Annotated in this window: 26 protein-coding genes and 1 pseudogene; 21 read left to right on the top strand and 6 right to left on the bottom strand. The window is 40.5% G+C overall.

The window, feature by feature from the left end; translation table 11 throughout:
- Positions 1–646, top strand: a pseudogene (locus AC2JBO_RS07685) (hypothetical protein); the annotation flags it as partial.
- Positions 647–694: 48 nt separating this feature from the next.
- Here AC2JBO_RS07685 and AC2JBO_RS07680 read toward each other — a convergent pair.
- Both AC2JBO_RS07680 and AC2JBO_RS07675 read right to left on the bottom strand, forming a co-directional pair.
- Positions 695–1,408, bottom strand: coding sequence for a response regulator (locus tag AC2JBO_RS07680; protein WP_496953041.1), 714 nt, complete (start codon positions 1,406–1,408; stop codon positions 695–697).
- 394 nt (positions 1,409–1,802) lie between these two features.
- Positions 1,803–1,985 (bottom strand): CsbD family protein, encoded by a 183-nt coding sequence (locus AC2JBO_RS07675; RefSeq protein ID WP_496953040.1) that lies wholly within the window; start codon positions 1,983–1,985, stop codon positions 1,803–1,805.
- 800 nt (positions 1,986–2,785) lie between these two features.
- Here AC2JBO_RS07675 and AC2JBO_RS07670 point away from each other — a divergent pair.
- The 4 genes from AC2JBO_RS07670 to AC2JBO_RS07655 all read left to right on the top strand — a co-directional run bounded on the left by AC2JBO_RS07670 (position 2,786) and on the right by AC2JBO_RS07655 (position 5,365).
- Positions 2,786–3,064, top strand: coding sequence for a GlsB/YeaQ/YmgE family stress response membrane protein (locus tag AC2JBO_RS07670; protein ID WP_496953039.1), 279 nt, complete (start codon positions 2,786–2,788; stop codon positions 3,062–3,064).
- 100 nt (positions 3,065–3,164) lie between these two features.
- Positions 3,165–4,124, top strand: a complete 960-nt coding sequence (locus AC2JBO_RS07665) for a general stress protein (protein WP_496953038.1) — start codon at positions 3,165–3,167, stop codon at positions 4,122–4,124.
- A 304-nt stretch (positions 4,125–4,428) separates the two neighbouring features.
- Positions 4,429–4,788, top strand: a complete 360-nt coding sequence (locus tag AC2JBO_RS07660) for a hypothetical protein (RefSeq protein ID WP_496953037.1) — start codon at positions 4,429–4,431, stop codon at positions 4,786–4,788.
- 157 nt (positions 4,789–4,945) lie between these two features.
- Positions 4,946–5,365, top strand: a complete 420-nt coding sequence (locus AC2JBO_RS07655) for a thiol-disulfide oxidoreductase DCC family protein (RefSeq protein WP_496953036.1) — start codon at positions 4,946–4,948, stop codon at positions 5,363–5,365.
- 20 nt (positions 5,366–5,385) lie between these two features.
- Here AC2JBO_RS07655 and AC2JBO_RS07650 read toward each other — a convergent pair whose 3' ends face one another.
- Together AC2JBO_RS07650 and AC2JBO_RS07645 are read right to left on the bottom strand one after the other, a co-directional pair.
- Positions 5,386–6,852 carry an adenosine deaminase family protein gene (locus tag AC2JBO_RS07650; RefSeq protein WP_496953035.1) on the bottom strand — a complete coding sequence of 489 codons (1,467 nt, stop codon included), beginning with the start codon at positions 6,850–6,852 and terminating at the stop codon, positions 5,386–5,388.
- On the bottom strand, positions 6,849–7,985 hold the full coding sequence (locus AC2JBO_RS07645; protein ID WP_496953034.1) for an RRXRR domain-containing protein: 1,137 nt from the start codon (positions 7,983–7,985) through the stop codon (positions 6,849–6,851). The genes AC2JBO_RS07650 and AC2JBO_RS07645 overlap by 4 nt, the downstream gene beginning before the upstream one ends.
- Positions 7,986–8,675: 690 nt before the next feature.
- Here AC2JBO_RS07645 and AC2JBO_RS07640 point away from each other — a divergent pair.
- Positions 8,676–8,876: a hypothetical protein gene (locus tag AC2JBO_RS07640; protein WP_496953033.1), complete on the top strand. Its 201-nt coding sequence runs from the start codon at positions 8,676–8,678 to the stop codon at positions 8,874–8,876.
- 173 nt (positions 8,877–9,049) lie between these two features.
- Complete coding sequence (locus AC2JBO_RS07635) at positions 9,050–9,586, top strand: phycobiliprotein lyase (RefSeq protein WP_496953032.1); 537 nt, start codon at positions 9,050–9,052, stop codon at positions 9,584–9,586.
- Between the two features lie 71 nt (positions 9,587–9,657).
- On the opposite strand, the gene AC2JBO_RS07630 is transcribed toward AC2JBO_RS07635, so the two are convergent.
- Positions 9,658–10,446 (bottom strand): pentapeptide repeat-containing protein, encoded by a 789-nt coding sequence (locus AC2JBO_RS07630; RefSeq protein WP_496953031.1) that lies wholly within the window; start codon positions 10,444–10,446, stop codon positions 9,658–9,660.
- Between the two features lie 356 nt (positions 10,447–10,802).
- Here AC2JBO_RS07630 and AC2JBO_RS07625 point away from each other — a divergent pair, with 356 nt between their 5' ends.
- The 12 genes from AC2JBO_RS07625 to AC2JBO_RS07570 all read left to right on the top strand — a co-directional run bounded on the left by AC2JBO_RS07625 (position 10,803) and on the right by AC2JBO_RS07570 (position 21,725).
- The gene (locus AC2JBO_RS07625) at positions 10,803–11,378 is read left to right on the top strand and encodes a phycobiliprotein lyase (protein ID WP_496953030.1); all 576 of its coding nucleotides are present in this window, start codon (positions 10,803–10,805) and stop codon (positions 11,376–11,378) included.
- A gap of 124 nt (positions 11,379–11,502) precedes the next feature.
- Positions 11,503–12,234 carry a 15,16-dihydrobiliverdin:ferredoxin oxidoreductase gene (locus AC2JBO_RS07620; RefSeq protein WP_496953029.1) on the top strand — a complete coding sequence of 244 codons (732 nt, stop codon included), beginning with the start codon at positions 11,503–11,505 and terminating at the stop codon, positions 12,232–12,234.
- A gap of 5 nt (positions 12,235–12,239) precedes the next feature.
- Positions 12,240–12,983: a phycoerythrobilin:ferredoxin oxidoreductase gene (locus AC2JBO_RS07615; RefSeq protein ID WP_496953028.1), complete on the top strand. Its 744-nt coding sequence runs from the start codon at positions 12,240–12,242 to the stop codon at positions 12,981–12,983.
- 393 nt (positions 12,984–13,376) lie between these two features.
- Positions 13,377–13,895 carry a C-phycocyanin subunit beta gene (gene cpcB / locus AC2JBO_RS07610; protein WP_496953027.1) on the top strand — a complete coding sequence of 173 codons (519 nt, stop codon included), beginning with the start codon at positions 13,377–13,379 and terminating at the stop codon, positions 13,893–13,895.
- Between the two features lie 92 nt (positions 13,896–13,987).
- Positions 13,988–14,476 carry a C-phycocyanin subunit alpha gene (gene cpcA, locus AC2JBO_RS07605; RefSeq protein ID WP_496953026.1) on the top strand — a complete coding sequence of 163 codons (489 nt, stop codon included), beginning with the start codon at positions 13,988–13,990 and terminating at the stop codon, positions 14,474–14,476.
- 417 nt (positions 14,477–14,893) lie between these two features.
- Positions 14,894–15,676, top strand: coding sequence for a phycobilisome rod-core linker polypeptide (locus tag AC2JBO_RS07600; protein WP_496953025.1), 783 nt, complete (start codon positions 14,894–14,896; stop codon positions 15,674–15,676).
- A 58-nt stretch (positions 15,677–15,734) separates the two neighbouring features.
- Positions 15,735–16,607 carry a phycobilisome rod-core linker polypeptide gene (locus tag AC2JBO_RS07595; protein WP_496953024.1) on the top strand — a complete coding sequence of 291 codons (873 nt, stop codon included), beginning with the start codon at positions 15,735–15,737 and terminating at the stop codon, positions 16,605–16,607.
- Between the two features lie 206 nt (positions 16,608–16,813).
- The gene (gene cpcD, locus AC2JBO_RS07590; protein WP_496953023.1) at positions 16,814–17,083 is read left to right on the top strand and encodes a rod-capping linker protein CpcD; all 270 of its coding nucleotides are present in this window, start codon (positions 16,814–16,816) and stop codon (positions 17,081–17,083) included.
- Positions 17,073–17,921, top strand: coding sequence for a C-phycocyanin alpha-cysteine-84 phycocyanobilin lyase subunit CpcE (cpcE, locus tag AC2JBO_RS07585; RefSeq protein WP_496953022.1), 849 nt, complete (start codon positions 17,073–17,075; stop codon positions 17,919–17,921). The genes cpcD and cpcE overlap by 11 nt, the downstream gene beginning before the upstream one ends.
- A 199-nt stretch (positions 17,922–18,120) precedes the next feature.
- Positions 18,121–18,846, top strand: coding sequence for a C-phycocyanin alpha-cysteine-84 phycocyanobilin lyase subunit CpcF (cpcF, locus tag AC2JBO_RS07580; RefSeq protein WP_496953021.1), 726 nt, complete (start codon positions 18,121–18,123; stop codon positions 18,844–18,846).
- Between the two features lie 125 nt (positions 18,847–18,971).
- On the top strand, positions 18,972–21,407 hold the full coding sequence (gene recJ, locus AC2JBO_RS07575) for a single-stranded-DNA-specific exonuclease RecJ (protein ID WP_496953020.1): 2,436 nt from the start codon (positions 18,972–18,974) through the stop codon (positions 21,405–21,407).
- Between the two features lie 60 nt (positions 21,408–21,467).
- Entirely contained in the window at positions 21,468–21,725 is a 258-nt protein-coding gene (locus AC2JBO_RS07570; RefSeq protein WP_496953019.1) for a response regulator, read from the top strand.
- A 176-nt stretch (positions 21,726–21,901) separates the two neighbouring features.
- On the opposite strand, the gene AC2JBO_RS07565 is transcribed toward AC2JBO_RS07570, so the two are convergent.
- A complete protein-coding gene (locus AC2JBO_RS07565) occupies positions 21,902–22,441 on the bottom strand; it encodes a YdcF family protein (RefSeq protein ID WP_496953018.1) in 540 nt (179 codons plus the stop codon).
- Positions 22,442–22,922: 481 nt separating this feature from the next.
- Between AC2JBO_RS07565 and ctpB the strand changes: the two genes are divergently transcribed.
- Both ctpB and AC2JBO_RS07555 read left to right on the top strand, forming a co-directional pair.
- Positions 22,923–24,272: a carboxyl-terminal processing protease CtpB gene (ctpB, locus tag AC2JBO_RS07560; protein ID WP_496953017.1), complete on the top strand. Its 1,350-nt coding sequence runs from the start codon at positions 22,923–22,925 to the stop codon at positions 24,270–24,272.
- 210 nt (positions 24,273–24,482) lie between these two features.
- Positions 24,483–25,481 carry a glycosyltransferase family 2 protein gene (locus AC2JBO_RS07555; RefSeq protein WP_496953016.1) on the top strand — a complete coding sequence of 333 codons (999 nt, stop codon included), beginning with the start codon at positions 24,483–24,485 and terminating at the stop codon, positions 25,479–25,481.
- Positions 25,482–25,551: the final 70 nt, after the last annotated feature.

The raw sequence follows: 25,551 nt of genomic DNA, 5'->3' as shown, positions 1-25,551 counted from the left end.
ACAAAATCTTGATAGCATAGCATTGTCCGCAAAGCAAGTTCCTTGGAAAGTGATTATTTGCGGGTTAATCGTGGGAAGCTTATTTGCATCGGCGCCTTTTGCTGTACTGTATCTAATTAGCTTGATGACCTCGCCAAGCAGACTAGTTACTTATATTGATAATGATAATGGTATCGAAATCAAACGACCCTTAGATTGGGAAGTTCGTCGTATCAATAACAGCTTTATCGGGGATATAGTGCAGTTTATATCGCCAAAAGCTTTAGGTGATAATTTTCGAGAAGCTGTAACAATAAGCGTTGAGAAATTTTCGGGAACGTTTAAGCAGTATACACAATCAGAACTTCAGGACATCCGACTCCATCTGAAGTCAGCAAGTATTAATACTCAGAATACTAGTACTCTTGACGGACATCAAGCATCAGAAATGGTATACACAGCGAAGGAGGGGAGCAAAACCACCAAGTACTGGAAAAAATCTACTTTAGACAACAAACAAATTTATACAATTACCTATGCAGCCAACGTTGTTGATTACAACAAGTATTTCCCAACAGTGAAGCAGATGGCAGAGACATTTCATATAAATATAAACAATATAAATACGAAAAGTCATAAACACCGCGCGGAAGCAGGAAAAAAGTGATAATTAAGGAAAGTATCTACAACTTCCCCCTTCCTCCTACTGTACCAGCTACTGTACCAACCCCGCGCGTAAAGCACGCACAGCAGCCTGAGTACGGTCAGCTACGCAAAGTTTGCTGAGAATACCACGAACATGAGTCTTAACAGTACCAACAGTCAGATAAAGCTTGCCAGCAATTTCCGCATTGTCGCATCCTGCAACAATCAACTCTAGTACTTCTTTCTCTCTTTGAGTTAACGGGTAAGCTACAATTGTCTTCTCGATATCTGGGTCAATACCTTGAATTACGACACGTTTTCCACTATCCGCACTACCCTCACTGTCAGTACGTAATTGTCGCAGCACAATATCCGCTATTACCGAGTCTATCCACGAAGTACCACCAGCTGTAGTTTTTACCGCTTTAATTAAATTCTCGCTCTCGATGTCTTTCATACAGTAAGAATCTGCTCCTGCTGCAAAAGCAGCTAAAACAGTGTCCTCACTATCCTGCATCGTCAGCATTAGTATTTTTGTATGATTATCTTCGTCTTCCGCTTGATACTGTCTAAACAGACGTGTTAGCTCGACACCATCGATATCGGGTAAACCGATATCGATCGTAGCAACATCTGGCTTGAGGGTTTTCAGAAGATGTAGCCCCTGCTTCGCATTGGCAGCTTCACCGACTATCTCGATTTCGGCATCAGCTTTTAAAGCAGCCCTCAAACCCATTCTGGTAAGGTTGTGGTCTTCAATTACGAGAACCTTGACATTGCTCATGGCTGTCTCTTCTCTACCTAACTTTTTCTAATGTAATTTAATTCAGCTATTTTAATCAAATGTTTATGTAAATAGGAAGGTGACAGATAACTTCATCTATCGCTAGCTGCAATGTATACTGGCATACGACCTCCGTGAGAAGGGTAATGGTACACATCTCACAACATAAAGCTAATTTTTGCGTCTTTCCGCAGAGAGATTATACCAGCAATCTGAATCATGATACATAAGAATTTATAATATTTCACACAAAAAATCCCGGCTTGTCTAAGCAAACCGGGACTATATTACCTCACAAAACCTATGAAAACTAGAGGTGAAAAAAGTTTAACGAGGAAAAAAACCTTAAAATAATGGTTTCTTTGTTAAAAAATTCCTTGATAATGCCTCAAAACTAGTCAAGTTGTTTTTTAACTTCGTCTTTAATGTTCTCTGCGGTATGACGAAGTTGTGCTTCTGCTTGCTTTGCTTGACCTTCGGCTTTATCGTTAGGATTGCCAGTTACTTCACCAACTACTTCTTGAATTTTGCCTTCGATATTTTTCGCAACAGCTTCTACGCGATTTTCAATGCTCATAACTTGCTCCTTAATTAATTGCTATTAGATGTATATAGTTACTAACTAGACTTACAAACTACTGCAAATCAAAGTTATACATTTATATTATTATGAATGATTATATTTAACTTCTATCTTCAGATTATGATTAAATTTATTCAGTTTGTCCATTGTATATAACTATATAAATAATCTATTCGTCTTTTTGATGTAATTACTAAATCATTAGGCATAACGATTAATCTGACTCTTCCTCCATTTGGCTAAAACTGTTTATGCCTTAAGATAGACAATCTAAGATTTATATTCATGATATGTTAAATAACTTTGTGATAATGGTAACACTTAGCTTTTAGATGTATACATTAAGTAAGATAGAATTTCCGCAAAATTTAAGATTCCGGACTTCTTCAAGAAGTTCGGAATCTTAACACCTCCCAATACTGTCCGGTTAAGGATAAATTGTAATGATTTCCTAAATGTAGAGACGCGATATATCGCGTCTCTACAAGGTTTTCGATTTATCTAGGATTTTTTAACCGAGCAGTATCATAACACCTCCAACTAATATGTAAAGATATGTAAATAAATAATAAAATAAATATAAAGGATTTTGTAAAATGTCTTAACATTATGAAGGATTGGAATTATGCACTCAATTGATATACACATTTAGGTAAATGTTTGAGAGTGAAGATAGTACCATGCGATTTTTAATATTAGCTCGTTAGATAGAATGAAAAAAATGAAGTTTGGTTTTTAATGATTGTTAACAGAAGAAAAGCTTAAATTGAAATTCATTCATAGGAGACAATCAGATGAGCGGTATTATTGCATGGGTGGTATTAGGTTTAATCGCAGGCGCCATTGCTAAAGCTTTTTATCCAGGTCATCAAGGTGGTGGTATTTTCTCCACAATTGGATTAGGTATTTTAGGTGCCATGCTCGGTGGCTACTTAGGTCAAGTTTTGTTGGGAAGCAGTTCGGCAGCAGCAGCATCGGTAGGAGCATTTTCTATTGGAAGCATAATTTTCGCGGTACTTGGTGCCATGCTGTTAATCTTCATCTGGGGTTTAGTAACTCGTCGTACTGTTTAATAAGTGCTTAGTAGGAAGTGCTGAGTGCTGAGTACTGATTATTCTAGTCCTCAGCACTCAGCACTATATATATAGAGATATATAGAGGAGGTATATAGAGATGTTTTCTGGGTCATCTGGAGAAAAAAGAGCAGTAGGTGTGTTTGCCCGACGTTCGGATGTAGAGTCAGCGCTTCGTGAATTAAAGAATGCTCATTTCCCAATGGACAAAGTTTCTGTAATAGCGCGCGATGCAGAACAGGTAGAAGAAATAGCAGGTGTTGAAGTTAAAGAACACACCGATAATAGAGCAGAGGAAGGCGCCGTTACAGGAGCTTTGACTGGTGGTGCCGTGGGTGGTTTGACTGGTTTACTCGTTGGTTTGGGTTTATTGGCAATTCCTGGCATTGGGCCTGTTATGCTAGCAGGAGCAACCGCAACAGCACTTGCTAGTACATTAGCTGGTGGAGCAATTGGTGCTGCTGCTGGTACGTTAGGCGGCGCCTTGGTAGGATTAGGTATTCCCAAAGAAAGAGCAGATGCCTATAGCGATTTAGTTTCTAAAGGTTACTATCTAGTAATAGTTAATGGAATACCAGAAGAAATAATTCTAGCTGAGAGAATTCTTCGTAACCGTGGTGTGGAAGAATGGGGAATTTATAATTTACCAACACCTCCCACTAGTGGCATTAAGTACGCTATTGGTATCTTTAGAATGCGTCAAGAAGTAGAAGCTGCATTCAATGAACTTAGAGAGAATGGCTACGACATGAATCGAGTTTCCGTCGTTGCCAAGGGTTCAGGTCCAATTCCAGATATTGCTGGAATCGATATCAGCACTCCCAAAGATGATTTTTCAGCATTAGAAATACCTCATAACGCTGTTAAGGAGTATGAGTATCGGGTAAAACTAGGTGACTTTTTAGTATTTGTCAGTGGTACAGATACTCAACTTGCAGGTGTCAGAGATATTTTAGAGCGCAACGGAATGGAAGAACTTGGTATTTACAGCCCATCTGTTGTCAGCTTAACAAGCAGCCAGCAAGTGTACGAACAAAAAGCTGTTTTTGAAACGACTTGAAGAACGCGCAAATATTATATTCAAAGCGGATGTGACGGATAATTTATCTGTTACATCTATTGTCTAGTTTGCAAAAATATCTTAACCCTTACGATAGATACTATTTAATTTTATCTGTCCAAGGTATTAATCAAAATATAACGCACGTAATACTTAAGTCGTATTCTATCCGGAGGATTAATTTTAAAAATTAAGCTAGTTTCTACAGGTAAGTCGAGTTTTATTCTAGAGATTGATTTATTTACATATACTTTTAAATTAAAAATTAATTAAGCTATTTAATTAAGCTATCAAGGAGCAAATTATGAATTTCAATCGTTTTATCAAACCCATCCTCCGTTCTTTCCGTTTCGTTATCGTCGCAACACTGTGCGTAACTCTACTTTTTTCTAATACTTTAAGCGCGCAAGCTATTGGCGCCAAGAAAAGCGCTGACACCGAAGCAACCGAGCAACTAAACCAAATTCAAAAACAAACTGATGAAGTAGCTCGCAAGGCGCCTCTTTCTCTCGAAGAAACCCAAGCTAAAACTCAAAAAGGACTTAACGAAGTTCAAGGTGACGCTGATATCGATAAAATGAAGCGTCCTGAAAACACTGGAACCGCTACCAGTGTCGAAGACCAAATAGATAACATCTTGGGCAAAGTAACTGGTAAACAGTAATACAAGAGTGCAATACATTGAGAAGCCTGGTTAAACACAACCAGGCTTTTCGCATTCTATCAACTCTGATGAATGGTGCCGCAAGTTATACGTGAAACTAGGCTAAATTTGACAATATATATATAGATAAACACATATTTTGACTTAACTGGAAAAAATGATTGATTACGCCAAATACAATGTGATCTATGACGGAAACTGTAACCTTTGTGTTACCCTTGTGCAATTGTTAGAGAACCTTGACCAAGGAAAATTATTTAGTTACACTCCCATGCAGGATAGTCAAACGCTTGCACAATGGAACATAACACCTTCTGACTGTGAAATGGGAATGATTTTAATTGATGCAAACTCACCGTCACGACGTTGGCAAGGTAGTAACGCAGCAGAGGAAATTGGGCGCCTGTTACCGATGGGCAGTATATTTGTTGATGCATACCGAGCATTACCCGGAATAAAATGGGTAGGGGATAAGTTCTACGAACAAATCCGCGATAACCGTTATACAATCTTTGGCAAACGCGATAGTACGTATAAGTCTCAGTTTTGCACTGAGTGCAGTACGACCAATATCTAGAGACGTTACATCTAACGTCTCTACAACAACATTGTTTTTTCAAATGCGGCAATTTGAGATTGCCAATTTTGAATCAACTTAGCTTTTGTACTATCATCGACAAAAGCATATTCTAAGCTGTTGCGCGCGAGTTGCTTGACTTCATCCCAAGTTATATTTGGATGTGACAAAACAGCGCGCGTAAATTCTTCGGTAATGTCACTGCCAAATATTCCTGCATCATCAGTATTTAGGGAAACTGGAATTCCTATTCGCATCCATTTCAAAAACGGGTGTTTCTCTAAAGGTAGTTTTAATAACAGGTAATTACTAATAGGACATGCTTCGATCAATATCTTACGGCGCCGCATTAAGGTGATTTCAGGAGTATTCGGTTGAGGTGATGCTTCTAAATTAACACCATGTCCAATACGTTCGGCGCCTAGTAATATTGAATCACGAATATGCCAGTCCCATTTTGTGCGTTCACCTGAATGTATCGATAAGCGTACTGCTGGGTACAAACGACGTAAAGTCAATATATAGTCATCAACTGCAGATGGTGAAGCTATTTCTTGTCCAATTTGTACATCTTCTGAATATTCATTACCAACTAAATTTATCCCAGCTACGGCATTTCCCACAGCATCGTTCGCTGCTGCTAGTTCAAACGCTATTGGTAGTTGAGTAAATAATCTAGCACTCGTGCGTCGAAATGATAGCATAAACCTTAATTCGACTCGTTCATTTTCTGGTAGGTCTTGGTTCGCTGCTTGCACTGCTGCGAGTAGACTACTCATATGCTCGCGCGCTGCGGTTAAGTTCAGCACTTTATATTCGTCTGCTTTACTGGCGCCAACCGGATTATTCGGAAACGGTGATAGCATAACTTCAACATAACTCAAATGATGGCGCCGAGCGTTTTGAATTGTTTGAGCTAACATTTGACGAATAATTTCAGGGTTCCCCGTTAATGCATCACCACGAGCGAACACTGCGTTGAAAAATACATTGTTCGGGTTTGCTTCGGTCTCAGCTATCCGAAGCGAAGCACGATAAGCAGCAAGCTGTTTTCGCTCAACTTCTGTACTAGGATTGAGAAGTTTGGCAACAGGAACAAAAATAGCGTTAGTATCTGGGTCAGGAGCAGTTTTTTCTAAAGGTACAGCAATAAATTTGTATGCGTTTGCATCATCTGACGCGAAGCTTTGCTTAGGTACACGAATAAAATAACGATACTGTTTTGACTGTGCTGCTAATTCGAGCAAACGTTCAGGTGCGATACTACCACTGAGGTGAGTGTGAAGCTCTCCACCTTTAGGCATTTTTTGCAAAAACGCGCGAAGTTGCTTTTGATCACGTCGATAAATAGCAAATTTGGCGCCATATTGAGATTGGACGGCTTGAAAGCTAATTGCTGTTTGTAATAAACTTCCGCCAAAGGTAATGCTGCAAACTATCCCCAACCCAACAGCAAAAGCAACAAGGCGCCGATAAAATTGCTTCATAAGATTACATGGTAAGTGGGAAACGAGCGTGAATGCGCGTCCTGGGAGGGAAACGACTCAAGCGATTTTAATTCTCCCAAGGGGAGACACTTCGTGAACGCAGTGGATGTTCGCCATGAGTTGTAAGTTTTGAATTTACAATCAGATGGAATTGCATTTTGAGTTAACCGTTTACCAGTAGTTAAACTGTGCAAACTAATTGTTTTTCTGTTTGGGTCTTTTTTGGTTGGTGATTCTTGCCACCCACCAACATAACAGAAGCCATATTTTTTATGTTTCACAATTGAACCGCGCTTAAACCCAGCGCTTAATGTTCCACCATAACGTGGCCTAATATGTCCTTTTTGATGTTGCAACCTATGTAATTGCCTGCGGTGAAATTCAAGCGGGATTACTTCTATTAATTCGGTGTTATCTGGTTTGTTGTGTCCTTCTGTGTACCAATTCGCTAATACCCAAGAGTCAACACAGTGCGCTTCAAACTTGTTAGATAGCTTGTTTTTTGACTTTTTTAATCCCAGAGATTGGCGTAGTTCGTAAGTATACATTCCTGTTTTAGTTTCTAGCATTGCTAGTTTCTTTAATTCGGAATAAAACCACTTTTTACCAACTTCCAAAGGACTAAACATTACATTGTATTTTCTTGCCCCCTTCCATGTTTTAGCCTTAATATCTTCGACAACAAACACGGTAACAGGAAACATCGAAGCTAACCACGTACAAATACGTAATTTCCACAGCCATCTCGACTTAGTTGATGGTGGCAATTTCTGCTTGTTAGCAAGTCGATTTTTTCTGTTTTTACGGCACGGAGTATTACGGAATCGTCTAGCGCGTCGCATATTGCTACGTGTTTCCACATGGTCTTTTACCCAATCAACCGCATGAGTTTGTACGTTTAGATAAGTATGAGATTTTGATTTAACCGTAAAACCTTCACGCTTTGAACCAGGGTCTATACCAATCGCAATTGGTTGATAATTCCTGTCGCTTGGCTCTACATTTAATCGAACACAAAATACTCCTTTTCTCCAAAATGGTGTTGCTTTTTTCTCTTTAATCCAACGTCTTGCCCTGCTCGGTTTTGTCGGCATTAAAGGACGTTGATTTGAATCTACTACTGGTACAAACATGGTTTTAAATATAAATCAACCAGTGAGCAAGCCTGCGGTGTCGGTTTCCGTCCCGTAGGACTTGCGAACCCGTAGGGTATTGCTACTAATTGTGTGTACATCCCATCGCTACTGACTGTCAGAGAGGTTAAAAACTTGGGAGGTATTCTTAACATCTGGTGAGCTACCACGCCCAGACAGTTCAGTTGAGGTTGTTAACCTCCAAGCTAGACACTGTTTTAACTCGATGAAGAAAGTGGTTAGTTTTCTTATTTCAAGCTCAGAGGCGCTGATTCCCTGAGTCAGTGACTCTTAAGTTACTTATATTTTCCCAGGTGATTATAACTGCATTTCTGTCAAAATATACCTCTGAAGTTAGGTGACAACCTGTAGTGCTGTAAACCATAAGTCAGATCAAGGCTGCATCGCAGAGTATCGCAACAGTACACCTATAGGCGATGTAAAGGACGGTGTGTAAAAGTATATTAATGATATTTATGGAATTTATTTAAGGAGAATTCTAGTCCTGACGATATTGTAAGTTCTGTGATCATCAAAAATTTACAACTCAAATATTTACAGAAGTTTACAAAATTAAGCACAAAAAGTATTCAAATTGACAGCAATTTTGTGTCAGTCTGCCAAAATCCGTAAAAATACATCTAATAACTGTAGCTATGGACTATAGTTACCTACTACTCGGAGATAAATATGAGTGATAATTCCGCAGGTCAAATGACTTGGAAAGCACCCGGTACAACCGATTGCAGCTTGCACCTCCGGCACAGCGATATGGAACCCTGGCGCCCTTACCAAGATTTTCCGCAGTACTTTCTCCCTGACCCACCAGGCTTTTCAGAAGGATATGCGACCTTCTTAGCACTGTTAAAGAAAAATTGGCAGTCAATGTAAATAAGCTTTGGATGACACAGACTACAAATTCTATATAAGAGCCTATAGCTTCTTCCGAACTGATTTATACATGTTGCAACATTTTTTAATGTTAAGATATGTGAACGTCTTTTGGAAGAGCTTGACCAAACGTCAAGTATATGATGGTGTAAACTAAAGAGGTATAAGACTCCATGACAACTACAGTACAGATAGCACAGCAGACACTAGAATCTTTAGCAGAGGGATTCTTCGAGCAAACCGAAGGAAATTGGCACTCAGAGCGACGTTATTACACTTTGAAAAGTGGTCAAATAGAAGAAGTTGTAAGTTATATCACAGTTAAATTTTTAGAAAGGGGCAATGAAGAATTGTTAAAGCTTGCCCAAATGCACGAGTTAGAAGATTCAACAGCGATAATTTGCGGCGCTCTCACTACCTGGGAAAGTAACTATTCACAACCGGGACGCAAACCAACTACAGGTTCAACAGTATTTGGTATTCAAGGAGATATTTTGTATCGTGACCGTGGTTTTGCCACATCGAAACCAGTCACAGCTAAGTACCAGATGCGTGACCCGAAAACATTGCAATTGCGAACTGAGTACAGCGGTTCAGTGTTCGAGGAAGAAATCAAACTTATTGGTGCAAGTCACCGTACCCGCCAAACAATTATCTCGCGCGCGGGTGAGGAAATTATGATTGGACAGTATTTGGAAAGAAGAATATAAGAGAGTGCTGAGTAATGAGTGCGCTCGTGCTGAGTAAATTAAAAACTCAGCACGAGCGCACTCAGCACTTTCTACTCATTGAGACTTTCGCGCGTGGTACGACGGGTATAGGAGTTCCAAACATCAAGTTCGGAGGGTGGACTGTTTTTGAGCATTGCGCGCGAGTCGTCACTCAATCCTTGAACTAAAGAAAAATCCGCACCAGCAATACTAACTAAATTATCTAGCATTGCATCTGTTAAATCGGCGGCACGCAGGTCGCAACCGCGTAAGTCACATGACATCATTCGTGCATCTCGTAAAAATGCACCTGTAAGAAAAGCTTGACTTAAATTGGCACTGCTTAACGCGGCGCCTTTTAAATTTGCTCCTGTTAAGTCTACTCCACTTAAATAGGCGCCTCGTAAATTTGCACCTTGTAAATCCGCATTTCTTAAGTTAGCAGTACATAAGTATGCACCATTTAAACTAGCACCTGGACCAACGGCGCCACTTGATTTGTAGTTAAATCCTTCGCTCCACAGGGTTTTACCGTCATAGCGCGCTAGCTGTAATTTAACGTCCGTGAGATTTGCACCAGTTAGATTAGTTCCTTCTAGAATAGCTCGGTTTAAATAAGCTCCACTCAAATTAGCTCCACTTAAGTCAGCTTCCGACAAGTCAGTACCGCGTAAGTCAGCACCACTTAAATCAGCACCAGATAATACTGCTTTACTAAGATTGGCGCCGAGTAAACTAGCACCCTTCAAGTTAGCGTTTTTTAAATCCGCAGCTTGAAGATTTTGCTTGTACAAATCGATGCGACCATTATCCGAGGCGCCGTTTGCTTTTATTGCATCAATAACTTCAGTATTTATCATTTTTTTATATACTTCGGTTCATTTTATAAATTACGATTTTTCTAAATATACCAACTTTACTACCTCAAAAATAAAATTCACGACACTCTTTTCTGTGTGTGGAGACGCGATTAATCGCGTCTCTACTGTCGGGCGTAGTAAAAAGAAGATTGGCAACGGATATAAACGCGAATAGTTGATTTTGATTAAGGCACCTAAATTAGTATATTTATTTACCACGGAGACACAGAGGTTGCAGAGGTAAGAGTAACAGATATTTAATATCGGCACCAACGCCCTAAAATTAAAAACTTAACCAAAATCCCTAGGAATATATGTCTCTATGGTAAATTTTTAATAAAATCAAGGATTAAACAATGCATTTAATACCACCTTTAACAATGAGTGACTTCTTTCGTAAAAGCGAGGGAACATGGTTTACACAGCGCGCGGTTCATCACTTTGATTTAGTCGAAGACGAATCAGGAGAATCAAATTTAACAATTGAAGTACTTAAAAAAGATGACCCACGAGTTCAAGAAATATGTGAATCTCAAGCAATAGACCCCGAACTTGCGACTTGTGGCGCCAGTTTTGCATGGCAAGTCAACTTAGACAAACGCGACTTAACTTCTAGAAACGCAGCAATATTAGTTGATGTTCCAGATACAGCAGGTACAGGGAAACTACTTCGTAATCAAGGTTATGTGGAAACTATTCCTGTAGTTAGTAGATACCACTTTACACCAGAAGGAGTGTTAACTATTGATACTGATTATGACAATAATCAAGGTCAAGAACGCTGTTGGTTTGTTACAGATGACTTTAGGGTGCGTGTTAGTAGCGTGCGAATGATGAACGGTGTTAACTTAATGACTTATTGTTCTGAACGTCGATGTGTTTCTGACCAGACATTAGAAGCAATGATCAAACGAAACCAAGAAAGAAAATGATGTTAATAAAGGAAAGGAAGAAAACTTTATATTCATTAAGGAATGTTGCTTTGTTTATCAGATTTGAGACTAGCGGCAAATACATACCTTATGGTCATAGAAAAGGTAGAAAAAATATTCCTTTATGTACAAGCCTTTCCTGAATTTTTTAGAAACAGAGCTATTTGAGCGATTTGATTTGCAACAACGTGCGATACCTGCTGGCTTAGAAGTCAATGTCAGTGAACGAGGTAGAAATCCTGCAACGATTCGCAGTTGGTGTTATGAGTGTCGCGAGTTAAGAAAAATCCGCTATACATATATAGATGCAGGAGAGGGAGCGCAGATATTTAATAGCGTGATATATCCGGCATATCATTATGATTTACCACTATTAGGAATTGACTTTTTATCGTTTGGAAAAGTTAAAAATTTAATAGTGCTAGATTTTCAGCCGTTATTTCAAGATGAAGAATATCAGCAAAAATATATAGAGCCGCTCAGTTTTTTACACAGTAAATATCCTGATTTGGCGCAAAACTTAGAAATGAAGTTTTACGATGCAAATCAATATTTCTCAAAGTACCTATTATTTGCTAAAACCGATGTGCAAACAGTTGCAACACGTGTATATGAGGCATTTCAAGATTATCTAAATTTGTACTGGCAAATGCTTGCTTCTACGGAGCCACTTACAGATGCAAGTGACATTCAACGCATCATCAAAGCACAAAAAGACTATGACCAATACAGTGCCGAACGTGACCCAGCTTCAGGACTTTTCAGCAGCTATTTTGGTTATGAATGGTCAGAGAGATTTTTACACGAATTTCTATTTGAAGATTCTGCACCTTTAACTGTCGGCGCCAAAAAGTAAGGTTTATGCTTTATCAACCATTTTTAGATTATGCGGTTTCGTATATGAAAGCGCACTTGGAACTTGAACCCTATCCGATACCATCTGGGTTTGAGTCGAAGTCAGCGATGACTGGTAAGGGCAAAAATCAAGAAGTTGTTCTGACTACCAGTTATGCTTTTCAAACACCTAAGCTACGTCAAATTCGTGCAGCGCATGTACAGGGTGGCAAGTCTTTACAAGTCCTCAATTTTGTAATTTTTCCACACCTCAATTACGATTTACCCTTTTTCGGCGCCGACTTAGTAACGCTTCCGGGAGGGCACTTAATCGCTTTGGACATGCAACCTCTGTTTCACACTAGCTCATATCAGGCTACTTACACCGAGCCAATACTAGAGATATTTCATCAGCACCAAAAACATCTACCTTGGGGAGGAGATTTTCCAGAAGAAGCACAACCGTTTTTTTCGCCTGCGTTTCTATGGACTCGTCCTCAAGACACGGCAGTTGTAGAAACTCACGTTTTTGCGGCTTTTAAAGATTATCTTCAGGCTTATTTGGATTTTGTTGAACAAGCTCAACCAATAACTGATGGGCGCCTTCTTGCCGATATCGAACAGTCACAACTGCGGTATTTACGCTATAGAGCAGAAAAAGACCCAGCGCGCGGAATGTTCAAACGCTTCTATGGCGAAGAGTGGACTGAAGAATATATTCACGGCTTTTTATTTGACTTAGAACGGAAATTAACAATGGCATCAGCGTGAAAACCTGATTATTACGTTGATCATTGCTTCACTATGAGGTTAAATATGAAGTTATGTAACGGAATGCGACAACAAAACAATAATTTGTAACGAAAATTAGGCCTCAAGCATTGTATAAATTAAATTTGTAAGGGAAAAAAGCAGGACGAGGTTGACCGAAGTGTTGCTTATTCGTGCTTTCAAGCCTTTTATCCAAATATAAAGTTTTGTTAAAAAAATTTAATCTATTTGGACAAAAGCGATTAAACTGTATAGCAGATGTCTATTTTCCCTTTTAGAGCTGCTGTTGCAGTCTGACATCAGTAAAGACTGAAAGCTTAGGGTGAGTGCTTAAGAGATTTCAGTTTTGAAACAAAACAAAGTCGAAAATCAAGCAGATAGGAGATTGGATCGATGTTAGATGCGTTTGCCAAAGTAGTTTCCCAAGCAGATGCTCGTGGTGAATACCTGAGTACCTCTCAGTTAGATGCTTTGATGAACATGGTTCGTGAGGGCAACAAGCGCATGGACACAGTAAACCGCATTACCAGCAACGGTTCAGCAATTGTTGCTAACGCGGCTCGCGCATTGTTTGCAGAACAGCCTCAGCTAATCGCACCTGGTGGAAACGCTTACACCAGCCGTCGTATGGCTGCTTGCTTACGCGACATGGAAATCATTTTGCGCTATGTAACCTACGCAATTTTCTCTGGTGATGCTAGCGTTCTCGACGACCGTTGCTTGAACGGTTTACGTGAAACCTACTTGGCTTTAGGAACACCTGGAGCTTCAGTAGCAGTTGGCGTTCAAAAGATGAAAGAAGCTGCATTAGCAATTGCTGGTGACACCAACAATATCACCAGAGGTGATTGCAGTGCATTAATGTCTGAAGTATCTAGCTACTTCGACCGTGCAGCATCTGCTGTAGCATAATTACCGCGCTATGCGCCTGACGCTGACTATTATAGTCAGTTCCACATAAACTACTTTCAAACAAAATTTTGTAAAAGGGAGATACCGGACCGATGAAAACCCCTCTTACCGAAGCAGTAGCAGCTGCTGACTCACAAGGACGTTTTCTGAGCAGCACCGAAATGCAAACCGCTTTTGGTCGTTACCGTCAAGCAACAGCAAGCTTAGAAGCAGCTAAAGCTTTGACCAGCAATGCACAACGTTTGGCAGAAGGTGCAGCAAATTCTGTATACCAAAAGTTCCCCTACACAACTCAAATGCAGGGACCAAACTTTGCTTCTAGCCAAACAGGTAAAGAGAAGTGTACACGTGACATCGGTTACTACTTGCGGATGGTTACCTACTGCCTAGTTGTTGGTGGTACTGGTCCAATGGATGACTACCTGATCGCTGGTTTGGCAGAAATCAACAAAACATTTGATTTGTCTCCCAGCTGGTACGTAGAAGCTCTCAAGTACATCAAAGGCAACCACGGTTTGAGTGGTGATCCTGCTGTTGAAGCTAATTCTTACATCGATTACGCAATTAACGTCCTAAGCTAATACTAGGACTCTTGCCCGGAAGGTTGAGCGGCTCAACTGGCGAATATAGCTAGGAGTTGTTTAGCTTTCCGGGCAGTTTTAATTTAATATCCGATTTTTGATCACGAACGACACAGGACGAGCGCATTGCTTTCTAGATAGTTAATATTCACTTCAGGGAAATATCAGTAAAAAAAGTTTGAATAGGAAGTTTTACTTTTCCCTAAAAATAGTAGACCTAAGATACTAGTTCACTCAAATTAACTCTTCGCTGTGTGAAAATGCAGAGTGATTCAGGGCTAGTGTTTTTGAAAAAATTGAATATAAAAATATAGAAAGCCTTTGCCTTAGACGTATAATCGAGGGCATTGTTTTGCGTATGTATCCATGTAGTTCGTAAAGTCAATCCAACTCAAAGTAGTGAAGGAGCGAGGTAACATGGCAGCGCTAGTTGCGGAAACAGATATCATCGAATTACGTAATGACCGGACTGACGATGATGTTGATGTTGTGATTCGAGCAGTATATCGTCAGATATTAGGTAATGCTTATCTGATGGAGAGCGACCGTCTTCAAACAGCAGAGTCTCTACTGCGAAATGGAAGCCTTTCAGTTCGAGAATTTGTCCGTGCTGTTGCAAATTCCGAACTATACCGCGATAAGTACTTTCACAATAACTCGCAAGTTAGATTCATAGAACTCAATTACAAGCATTTTCTCGGACGGGCGCCCGAAGATGAATCAGAGGTAGCATATCACGTAGACTTATACAATGCACAAGGCTACGAAGCAGAAATTGATTCATATATAGACTCATCCGAATACCAACAAAATTTCGGCGAGAACATAGTTCCCTACCACCGAGGTTTTAAGAGTCAGGTTGGGCAAAAAAACGTCGGATATACCCGTATATTTCAATTATACCGGGGCTATGCAAATAGCGACCGCGCGCAAGGGTATAAAAATGGACGATTAACTTGGGAAGTAGCGAAAAATATAGCCTCACCAATTTATGCAGCATCAAGTAATGCATTAGCTGGTGCAGCAACAGGTTCTAGAGGCGAAATTTACCGAATTCGTTTGATGAGCAGTGCTTCGCCAAAATCAACGGTGGTACGCAAAGCAACAACTGAAATCCTTGTATCTTACGAACAACTTTCGACGAAGTTGCAGCAGTTAAACCGCAAGGGTAGTAAGGTAATGAGCATAACAAGAGCGTAAAGCGCGTTTTTTCATTCACGTCAAATATCTTTCTAAACGTCAAGAAAAGGTCTAATACATGGCAGTCACAACAGCAGCATCACGTTTGGGAACTGAAGCTTACACCGATATAGCTCCAGTTGAGATACGTCAACGTGCAACAAAAGAAGAAATTGAACAAGCAGTTTTAGCAGTTTATCGTCAACTTTTGGGTAATGACTATTTAATGAAGTCACAACGTTTAATCAGTGCTGAATCGCTGTTGCGTGACGGTAAGATTACGGTACGCGACTTCGTGCGTCAAGTGGCAAAATCTGAGCTATACAAAGAGAAATTCTTTTATAGCAACTTCCAAACCCGTACCATCGAGTTAAATTTCAAACACTTGTTGGGTCGCGCTCCTTACGATGAGTCAGAAGTAGTTTTCCACTTAGACACGTATCAAAATGAAGGTTACGATGCTGACATTGATTCCTTCATTGATTCTGATGAATACGAAGCAAATTTCGGCGAAAACACTGTACCTTACTACCGTGGTTTCAAAACTCAAACAGGTCAAAAAACTGTTGGATTCAACCGTATGTTCCAGTTGTATCGTGGTTACGCAAACAGCGACCGCGCGCAACTTAGAGGCAGCTTTCCACACCTAGCAGTCGAATTAGGTCGTAATGGCGCTAGTGCAGTAGTTCCTCCTAGCGGTAGCGGTAGCGAAGGATTTGCATACGTTGCACCTGGTCGTGGTGTTACTCCTAACAGCACTTTTGGTGGCGCCGGAACCTTTGGAAAAGAAGGTAGACTCTTCCGCGTTGAAGCAGCCAAAGTATTTGGTTCTGGTTATCCTAGCACTCGTCGTGTTAACCAAGCAGTGGTTATTCCTTACGAAGAATTATCTAGTTACATCCAAAGAGTTCTCAAGCAAGGCGGTAAAATTGCCAGCGTAACTCCACTCTAGATAACAATTGCCAGCATAATCCCAATTGTCATGCTGAACGGAGTGAAGCATCTAAAAATTTCCATCCAAATAATTTGAGATTCTTCGCTTCGCTCAGAATGACAAAATTTGAGGTTTGAGTGCTATCGACAAAGTTTAAGGTTTGCGTGCTATTGACAATTAACATAATAATTAGCAACATCAACACAATTAGCAACTAAAAATATATGCTTGGACAAATTGCACCCAACAAAGAATCAGCAGCTCGCTATTTCCGCTACGAAGTAGAAGGATTGCGTCAAAACGAGGAAACCGATAAAACAGATTACCAGATTCGTTCGAGTGCCAGCACTTTTATTACGGTTCCTTATAACCGCATGAATTCAGAAATGCAGCGAATTACCCGTATGGGTGGCAGAATAGTAAAGATTGAGGCTTTGAATTCTCAAAGCGCACAATCAGATGATAACGCCAACGCTTTTAAAAATGAATTTTAGCAAGGACAACTTTGAACCTTTATCATCGTCAGAAAGTACTGGCGGTGGTGAATCATTAACAATCGAAACTGCAATCGCAAATCTAGAAGGTACAGACTCAGGTTTGCGATTTTATGCTGCTTGGTGGTTGGGTCGATTTAAGGTTAACGAACCACGTGCTGTTACTCTTTTAATTCAAGCACTTGAAGATGAGTTGGACAGAACACCCGAAGGTGGTTATCCTCTCCGACGCAATGCTGCCCGCGCGTTAGGTAAGTTAGGTGATAAACGTGCCGTACCTGCTTTGATTCAAAGCTTGGAATGTTCAGATTATTACGTGCGCGAAGCTGCCGCCGAATCTTTAGGAATGTTGCGTTCGGCAAGCGCAATCAAGGCGTTACATAACTTATTAGTTACTGGATTAAGTAGTGAGCAGTTACGAATCGAATCAACTCAAAGTCAACCATATGATGCGATATTAGAAGCTTTAGGTTTTCTAGGCGCCATCGATTCGATACCACAAATTCAATTATTTCTTAAGCATCCAACCGAACGAGTGCAATATTCCGCAGCGCGCGCAATGTACCAACTAACTGGAGAAGAAACATATGGAGAGCGGTTGGTAAAAGCATTAGCAGGAGACAACCTTCAACTGCGACGCTCCGCACTTGCTGATTTAGGTGCAATAGGATACTTAGGAGCCGCAGAAGCAATTGCTGAAACCCTTGCAGAGAATAGCTTAAAGTTAATTGCACTCAAAGGATTACTAGAATTTCATGTAAAAGAGTTAACACCCCTCACCCCCACTTTATCTGCAGGTGCTATAAAGATCATGAAATTAATGGACTCTTTACTTTAAAGAGTTATGGAGGTAGGGTGCGTGACGCTAAAACAATCTTACAACGAAGCTAATGGTCTAGTGGTGTCACGCACCTTGCTCCGCTGTGGAATCAGAAGTTATAAATTCAAACAAAAAATATATGAGGCAAGGTGCGTGACGCTACTAGATGCTAGCTTCGTTTCAAAATTCTCAGTAGCGTCACGCACCCTACAAAACTATGACAAATAATAATGCTCAACAACTGATTCTTGCAGTCGAAGAAGCTGATTCTTCGGCAAAATTACTTGAGGCTGTACAAAATTTAGCCTCCTCCGGATTAGAAGAAAGTGTACCAACATTGATTGCAGCACTAGGATACAACAACCCAGGCGCCGCAGTCGCAGCAGTTGACGGATTGATCAGCGTTGGCGAAAAAGCCGTTGAACCGTTATTGCAGTTAATTGATAATTATAATTATGGAGCGCGCGCTTGGGCTGTACGTGCCCTAGCAGGAATTGGCGACCCTAGAGGTTTAAATACTTTACTTGATGCAGCAAAAAATGACTTTGCGTTAAGTGTACGTCGAGCAGCAGCGCGCGGTTTGGGCACAATTCACTGGCACTTAATGCCACCAGAACAAGCTAAAACCGCTCAACTACAGGTGCTAGAAACTTTAATTCAGGTTTGCCGTGACCCAGAATGGGTAGTACGCTATGCAGCGGTAACTGGATTAGAGGCACTTATGAAAGCTGTTGGTGAAACTCAACCCGAAATTATCCCACAAATTACGGCGCCACTTCTTGAAATTGCTAACAACGACGAAGAAGTGTCAATCCGTGCGCGCGCGTGGATGGGACTACATCCACTACAAAACGAACTAGAAACACCAAGCGGAATTAAACTAAAATCAGAATCAAAAGATGATGATGAAGTACCTGCTCGCGGTAGTGGCAGAAGGTCTTAAAATTACGAAATCAAATATTTACAGAACGTCTGTATTATTAGTATTATTAGATTATGTAGAGACGTTACATGTAACCTCTCCACACATAATTTGATAATTTAATTTTGGATATAACACGAGCTGTAATGTCTTCTCAACCGCAGTGGAATCTTATTTCGACCGAACAACCACCGCAGTGGTTTCTTCAAGCAGTCAAATGCTACACTCCAAATTCCAGCGGTGAATTTGCCGCACGGTTATTGTGGCAGCGAGGAGTTTGCGAAGTTGAACAACTCGAAGCGTTTATCAACCCAAAAGCATATAAATCTGCTAGTCCATTTGAATTTGGACAAGAAATGCAACTGGCGGTAGCACGTTTACAAGCAGCGCGCGCGAATCGTGAGAAAGTGGCAATATGGGGAGATTTTGACGCAGATGGTATTACTTCTACAGCAGTTTTATGGGATGGTTTGGGACAATATTTTGCTCAAGACACTAAATTAATTTATTACATACCTAATCGGATTACTGAATCTCACGGGCTGAATCGAAAAGGCATTGATATGCTTGTAAAACAAGGATGCAAGCTTATCGTTACCTGCGATACAGGCAGCACTAATTTAGATGAAATTGCCTATGCTAAAAAGTTTGGGATTGATGTAATCGTTACAGACCATCATACTTTACCTACCGAACGTCCGGCTGTTACAGCAATAATTAACCCGCGTTATTTACCTAAAGAACATTCGTTATATAACCTTTCAGGAGTTGCTGTTGCTTACAAATTAGTCGAAGCACTATATACAGCTTTGCCAAATGTTGCACAGCAACCACTTGAAGATTTAATTGATTTAGTAGCTGTTGGACTAATTGCTGATTTAGTCCAACTTAGCGGTGACTGTCGTTATTTAGCGCAGCGAGGAATTCAGCGTTTACAAAGCGATTTTCAACAACCACCTGCACTACGTCGGCGCCCTGGTGTGGGAAGATTATTAGAACTTTGTCAAAAAAGTGGTGATAGACCAACCGATATATCCTTCGGTTTAGGACCACGCATTAATGCGGTTAGTCGTATTCAAGGTGATGCCAAATTTTGCGTAGAATTACTTACAAGCCAAGAACAAAATCGTGTTAGTCAACTTGCTGAAGAAACTGAATTAGCAAACGCACGTCGTAAATCTCTACAAAAAGACATCTTGCAGCAAGTCAATCAAAAGCTTTCCCAATTAGATTTATCAACTACAAACGTGATAGTTCTCGCTGACCCCCAGTGGGCAGTTGGGGTATTAGGACTAGTAGCAGGACAAGTAGCACAGGAAACAGGGCGCCCGACTATTTTACTAAGTACGGAATCTTCTCCTAACAACCTTGCCCGTGGTTCTGCACGTTCGGTGAACTCGGTAGATTTATATCAACTCGTACTAGAGCAAGCACACCTGCTACATAAATTTGGTGGACATCCATTTGCAGCAGGTTTAAGTTTACCTATCGAAAATATTCCTTTATTTTCCGAAGCGATTAATCAGCAACTGCGCCAAACTATGGGTACTGTATTATTGGCGCCAACAGTACAAGCTGACATTACAGTTAAAGTGGCAGATTTGGGTAAAGAATTATTTTTAGAGTTTAAATTACTAGAACCATGCGGAATGGGCAACCCAGTTCCCAAACTGTTAATCCAAAATTGCTGGTTTGAAAATGCTTGGCATCGCAATCAACAAGACGCACAAGGCAAAAAAGTACAATATATAAAAACCGAGTTTGATATTCGCGATAACTCCACAGTTAATCCATTTCCAGGTATATGGTGGGGACATTATAAAGAAGAATTACCAGTAGGTAAATGCGACTGCATCGTTGAACTCGACTATAACAGCTTCAAAAAACGCTACGAAATTCGTCTCATCGCAGTCCGTCCTAGTACGAATTCATTACCAAACACTCAAATAACAAATGCAATATTAGACTGGCGCCATTCTTTACTCAGCACTCAGAACTCAGCACTCAGCACTCAGAACTCAGCACTCAGCACTCAGAACTCAGCACTCAGCACTCAGAACTCAGCACTCAGCACTCAGAACTCAGCACTCAGCACTCAGAACTCAGCACTCAGCACTCAGAACTCAGCACTCTTACTAGAAGATTGTCCTACAAGTTGGGATGAAATCCGCGCGTGGATTAAGAAGTCATATAATCTTAACCAACCTTTAGCGCTAGCTTGGTCAAAACCCCTTCAGGAATCACCAGAAGAGATTTGGTGCAAACTCGCAGGACTTGCTAAATATCTCGCGCGCACTCAACAACCAGTTACACGTGTCCAGATGCGAAAAAAAATTGGTGTTGGAGACCAACCATTACATTTAGGATTGAAAGCTTTACGACATTTAGGAATAAAAAGTACTTTTCGTGACCGTAATTTGATGTTTATCGAAGATTCTCAACACAAATCAAGTTTGGCATCAGCACAATCTTCAGTCAAACAGTTTTTAGCAGCAGTTCAAGAAGAACAGTTTCAACGCGCGTACTTTGATGAAGTACCTCTTTCTGCGGTCAACGCAATGGCATCTCGGTTGGATTTTTGATTGTGTAAAAAGTTATCACCTTCAATACAATAAAAATCGCTCTTTAGGTATATAATAATAGTGTTAGATAAATGTATACCAGATATTTTGATCAGTGATATCGGAATACCAGAAATAGATGGTTGTATGCTAGTGCGGACGCTTCGTTCTCGAAGTGCGGCACAAGGTGGTAAAATTCCTGCAATTGCCCTTACTGTCTATGCTGGTGATAATAATTATTGTCAAGCAATTGACGCTGGATTTCACTCTCACCTTCCAAAACCGATTGACTTTGAGCGATTAGTGACGCTTATTCAAGAACTTGTTAAGGAACTTTAGTTCAGATTCCTGACTTCTAAAAAAAGTCGGGAATCTTACGAATCTTACGACCGGACAAAAAACATGACTTTAGTAATGGCCGGAACGTGACTTTTGCTATGTTTTCTCAATTACTTAAGTTAGATATACTATGGTTGTAAAGTTTATAAACTTTTTGTAACTCAGTATGAGCTTTTTTAATTGTCCTCCTTTACACCTTGAATTCCTACTTGTCGTTCACATCTATAACCAATAAGGCGCCAAGCATCTAAATTTACATCTTTAAGATTTATGACATTTGCACACTGCGGGTGTGTAAAATGGCTCAAACCTCCCCAAGCAAAGCTGCGAGCGATATCCAACGCGGTTTTTAGGGAAGATTCTTTGTTACCGGGAACACCTTGTTCTTGCACAACGTCAAACTCTACCCAGATACCATGCGCTCCAAAAATAATTTGTGCCATCCATTTCGCGCGCGGCAAATGACTCTGCGAGGTAATTAACTTAATTTTGCGAACCTTCCACCTCTCCAAAATAGGCAAGCTGTAAAAAAAGTTATCAAACGTTGAATCCGCACACTTCTCTAGCCAAATATTGGACAAAATGGCTTGGTTACGTCGAAAAATCTCCAAAATACACGGGTCTTGTGAACCTTTCGAGATCAGAACCGGAATTTTTGCGTTTTGAGACGCTAAAGATGCTGCATATTCTTCGCGGGCAATGCTTCCACCAAGCACAAAAGTGGCACTAACTGGCTTGGAAGATGAATTAATTAAGGTTATAGTGTTAAAAAGCAACCAGATACAAAGGAGAAAACACAAGCCCCTGGTGAACTTTCGTAAAAATTGCCACCTCGGCAACCGAGGTCTACGTTTTGTCTTGATGGGAACAATGTAACTTTTTGTTCTATTATTTATCATCAAATTTTGTGGAGCATACTTTTGATAAATTCCCACTATTTAAGGATTCAAGTGCTATCTTAGAAAAAAACATTGGGTGCTTCATGCGTGGCATTCGAGTGTTATTTGATTCCAAGTTGCGAAAAAGGAAATTCCCATAGATGAGAGATAATGTATTTAAAGCTACATAGATTTTTGAGTATAGATTTTCGATTAAAGTTTCAGGTTAAAGAAAGCTGAAACAGTATAAAGACTTATAAGCTTCTCCCAAAAGCTAATTGCTAAACTGTCAACAACACAATTATTCCAGCTAATATACATGAACCAATCTGCGAAACGTTACTCGCCGCTGCAAGTCGCTTTGATTGGTGGAGCGATTGCCTCCACAGCTATGCTCTCTGTGTTTGGTCCAGCATGGTGTCGGTCGGTTCGCGCTGCACTACAAGATAGTCCAAAAGCTATTGTCGATCAAGTATGGCAGCTAGTAAACCGTGAATATGTAGATGGCAAATTTAATCAACAAAATTGGGTGGCTATTCGCCAAGATTTGTTGAGTAAGAATTACTCGTCACGCGACGAAGCATATGTTGCCATTCGTGGAGCTTTACAAAAGTTGGGTGACCCTTACACCCGATTTATGGATCCGAAACAATACGAAGCCCTTACTAGTCAGACTTCAGGCGAAGTATCTGGGATTGGTATCCGGATGGAGGTCAACACTAAGACCAAGCGTTTAACGGTTGTTGAAGCTATAGAAAACTCGCCGGCTTTAAAAGCAGGTATTAAGCCTGGGGATCAAATTGTTGCGATTGATGGCAAACTCACTTCATCTATGAAAGTTGACGATGCCTCTAAGTTAATTCGCGGTAAAGCTGGAACTCCAGTTACCTTGAAAATTTCCCGCGAAGGAAAAAACGACTTCGATATGAAGCTAACACGAGCTAGTATTGAAGTACCAACTGTTCGTTATGCTTTGCGACAGGAAGGTAATAAGCGTGTAGGTTATATTCGTTTACGTGAATTTAGCGCTCATGCTGGTGAGCAAATGCGGAAAGCTATCCGCGACTTAAATACGAAAGGCGCCGATAGTTACGTATTAGATTTACGCGGCAACCCTGGCGGTTTGTTACAAGCGAGTATCGAAATCGCGCGTATGTGGATGGATAGTGGTTCAATTGTTCGCACTGTAGACCGTGAAGGTGTAAGTGATGAAACCTTTAAGGCTAACCGAACAGCGTTGACAAATTTACCTCTTGCTGTATTAATCGATGGTAATTCAGCCAGTGCCAGCGAAATATTAACTGGTGCGCTCAAAGATAACAAGCGCGCGGTGGTAATTGGTTCTCAAAGCTTTGGTAAAGCTCTTGTTCAGTCAGTACACGAACTAGCAGATGGTTCGGGTGTTGCAATTACCATAGCTCACTACTATACACCACAGGGTACTGATATTAACCACAAAGGAATTACACCAGACGTTAAGCTTGACTTAAGTGAGTCACAGCAGCGCTATCTGGCATCAAACCCAGATTTATTAGGCACACCAAATGACCCACAGTATGCACGTGCGCTAACTGTTTTGACTAGTAATAATTTTACAAAACCTTCTCCAACCTCAAATCAAACTTCACAACGACCCGTTAACGGACGCGCAGTTGATTTGAAACTGTAAAAACTGAGTGCTGAGTAGAAAGTGCTGAGTGCTGAGTATACTTCTTAATACTTTGCACTCAGCACTCATCACTCAGCACTCAGCACTCATCACTCAGCACTCATCACTCAGCACTCAGGACTATATGAATGTTGATTCGGGATTTTGAATTGGGAATACTATAAAGGTAAGCAGTAAGTAGTAAATCTCATTATTCAAAGTCCTTATTTTATGAGTAATAACTTGAGTGATACATCTGACATAACCAAGCAAGAAAAGCAAGAAATCTTTCTACCCAAAGTTTCTGTGGTTGTGCCTATATATAATGGTGAAGCTGATTTACGCGAGCTAATTGTTTGCCTGCTAGCACAAACTTATCCGTCTGAACAAGTCGAATACTTATTAGTAGACAATAATAGCAGTGACAATACTTTAAAATGTATACTTTCAGTAGCAGAAAACAGCCCGATTACAATTCGTGCTTTAAGTGAAAATCAAATTCAAAGCTCTTACGCTGCTAGAAACACAGGAATTCGCACGGCAACTGGTGAAATCATCGCGTTTACAGACGCTGACTGTCGTCCACAACCACAATGGTTAGAACTATTAGTACAACCTTTTGTAAACCCAGATATTGTAATCGTTGCGGGTGAAGTTACCTCGCTACCAGGTAAAACGCTGCTCGAAAGGTTTGCCGACCTTCAAGAAACATTATCACAGAAACATACCTTAGCCCATAAGTTTTGTCCTTACGGTCAAACAGCTAATTTGGCGATTCGGAGCATTGCTTTTAAAAAGGTCGGTTTATTCCGTCCCTATCTGACAACGGGGGGTGATGCTGATATTTGCTGGCGGATTCAGCGAGAATATATTGGAAGATTAGATGGAAAATTAGAGTTTGCTCCGAAAGCGATAGTTCAACACCGTCATCGTGCAACTTTAAATGAACTTGCTTCGCAGTGGCGCCGCTATGGACGTTCCAATCGCTACCTGCACGAATTGCACGGTGTAGATTTAATGCGGACAATAACGCTTAGAGAATGTGCGTACCGTTTGGCACGCTGGATGTTTAAAGAAGTTCCCAAGTTTAGTTTAAAAGCTTTAACAGGTAAAGGTAACGTCGTAGATTTGTTCAGTACCCCAATCGGATTATTTACAGCCAGAGCGCGCTATTACGGACAAGTATCAGCTCAACTGCCAGAAAATGCCACTCAAATCGATTGGTTGTAGTGAATCTACATAAATAAAAACATTATGAAACCTTCATAGTGCGCGGGCGCCACAGTTACGCGCTAAATTG

The organism is Calothrix sp. CBUCES-K 9914, from assembly GCF_059640475.1.
This window is presented reverse-complemented; position numbering and strand designations above follow the sequence as displayed.

What these genes read in the sequence shown, in the direction of transcription:
- AC2JBO_RS07680 (WP_496953041.1), bottom strand. Translation starts at nt 1,408, where the DNA reads ATGAGCAATGTCAAGGTTCTCGTAATTGAAGACCACAACCTTACCAGA.
- AC2JBO_RS07675 (WP_496953040.1), bottom strand. Translation starts at nt 1,985, where the DNA reads ATGAGCATTGAAAATCGCGTAGAAGCTGTTGCGAAAAATATCGAAGGC.
- AC2JBO_RS07670 (WP_496953039.1), top strand. Translation starts at nt 2,786, where the DNA reads ATGAGCGGTATTATTGCATGGGTGGTATTAGGTTTAATCGCAGGCGCC.
- AC2JBO_RS07665 (WP_496953038.1), top strand. Translation starts at nt 3,165, where the DNA reads ATGTTTTCTGGGTCATCTGGAGAAAAAAGAGCAGTAGGTGTGTTTGCC.
- AC2JBO_RS07660 (WP_496953037.1), top strand. Translation starts at nt 4,429, where the DNA reads ATGAATTTCAATCGTTTTATCAAACCCATCCTCCGTTCTTTCCGTTTC.
- AC2JBO_RS07655 (WP_496953036.1), top strand. Translation starts at nt 4,946, where the DNA reads ATGATTGATTACGCCAAATACAATGTGATCTATGACGGAAACTGTAAC.
- AC2JBO_RS07650 (WP_496953035.1), bottom strand. Translation starts at nt 6,852, where the DNA reads ATGAAGCAATTTTATCGGCGCCTTGTTGCTTTTGCTGTTGGGTTGGGG.
- AC2JBO_RS07645 (WP_496953034.1), bottom strand. Translation starts at nt 7,985, where the DNA reads ATGTTTGTACCAGTAGTAGATTCAAATCAACGTCCTTTAATGCCGACA.
- AC2JBO_RS07640 (WP_496953033.1), top strand. Translation starts at nt 8,676, where the DNA reads ATGAGTGATAATTCCGCAGGTCAAATGACTTGGAAAGCACCCGGTACA.
- AC2JBO_RS07635 (WP_496953032.1), top strand. Translation starts at nt 9,050, where the DNA reads ATGACAACTACAGTACAGATAGCACAGCAGACACTAGAATCTTTAGCA.
- AC2JBO_RS07630 (WP_496953031.1), bottom strand. Translation starts at nt 10,446, where the DNA reads ATGATAAATACTGAAGTTATTGATGCAATAAAAGCAAACGGCGCCTCG.
- AC2JBO_RS07625 (WP_496953030.1), top strand. Translation starts at nt 10,803, where the DNA reads ATGCATTTAATACCACCTTTAACAATGAGTGACTTCTTTCGTAAAAGC.
- AC2JBO_RS07620 (WP_496953029.1), top strand. Translation starts at nt 11,503, where the DNA reads ATGTACAAGCCTTTCCTGAATTTTTTAGAAACAGAGCTATTTGAGCGA.
- AC2JBO_RS07615 (WP_496953028.1), top strand. Translation starts at nt 12,240, where the DNA reads ATGCTTTATCAACCATTTTTAGATTATGCGGTTTCGTATATGAAAGCG.
- cpcB (WP_496953027.1), top strand. Translation starts at nt 13,377, where the DNA reads ATGTTAGATGCGTTTGCCAAAGTAGTTTCCCAAGCAGATGCTCGTGGT.
- cpcA (WP_496953026.1), top strand. Translation starts at nt 13,988, where the DNA reads ATGAAAACCCCTCTTACCGAAGCAGTAGCAGCTGCTGACTCACAAGGA.
- AC2JBO_RS07600 (WP_496953025.1), top strand. Translation starts at nt 14,894, where the DNA reads ATGGCAGCGCTAGTTGCGGAAACAGATATCATCGAATTACGTAATGAC.
- AC2JBO_RS07595 (WP_496953024.1), top strand. Translation starts at nt 15,735, where the DNA reads ATGGCAGTCACAACAGCAGCATCACGTTTGGGAACTGAAGCTTACACC.
- cpcD (WP_496953023.1), top strand. Translation starts at nt 16,814, where the DNA reads ATGCTTGGACAAATTGCACCCAACAAAGAATCAGCAGCTCGCTATTTC.
- cpcE (WP_496953022.1), top strand. Translation starts at nt 17,073, where the DNA reads ATGAATTTTAGCAAGGACAACTTTGAACCTTTATCATCGTCAGAAAGT.
- cpcF (WP_496953021.1), top strand. Translation starts at nt 18,121, where the DNA reads ATGACAAATAATAATGCTCAACAACTGATTCTTGCAGTCGAAGAAGCT.
- recJ (WP_496953020.1), top strand. Translation starts at nt 18,972, where the DNA reads ATGTCTTCTCAACCGCAGTGGAATCTTATTTCGACCGAACAACCACCG.
- ctpB (WP_496953017.1), top strand. Translation starts at nt 22,923, where the DNA reads ATGAACCAATCTGCGAAACGTTACTCGCCGCTGCAAGTCGCTTTGATT.
- AC2JBO_RS07555 (WP_496953016.1), top strand. Translation starts at nt 24,483, where the DNA reads ATGAGTAATAACTTGAGTGATACATCTGACATAACCAAGCAAGAAAAG.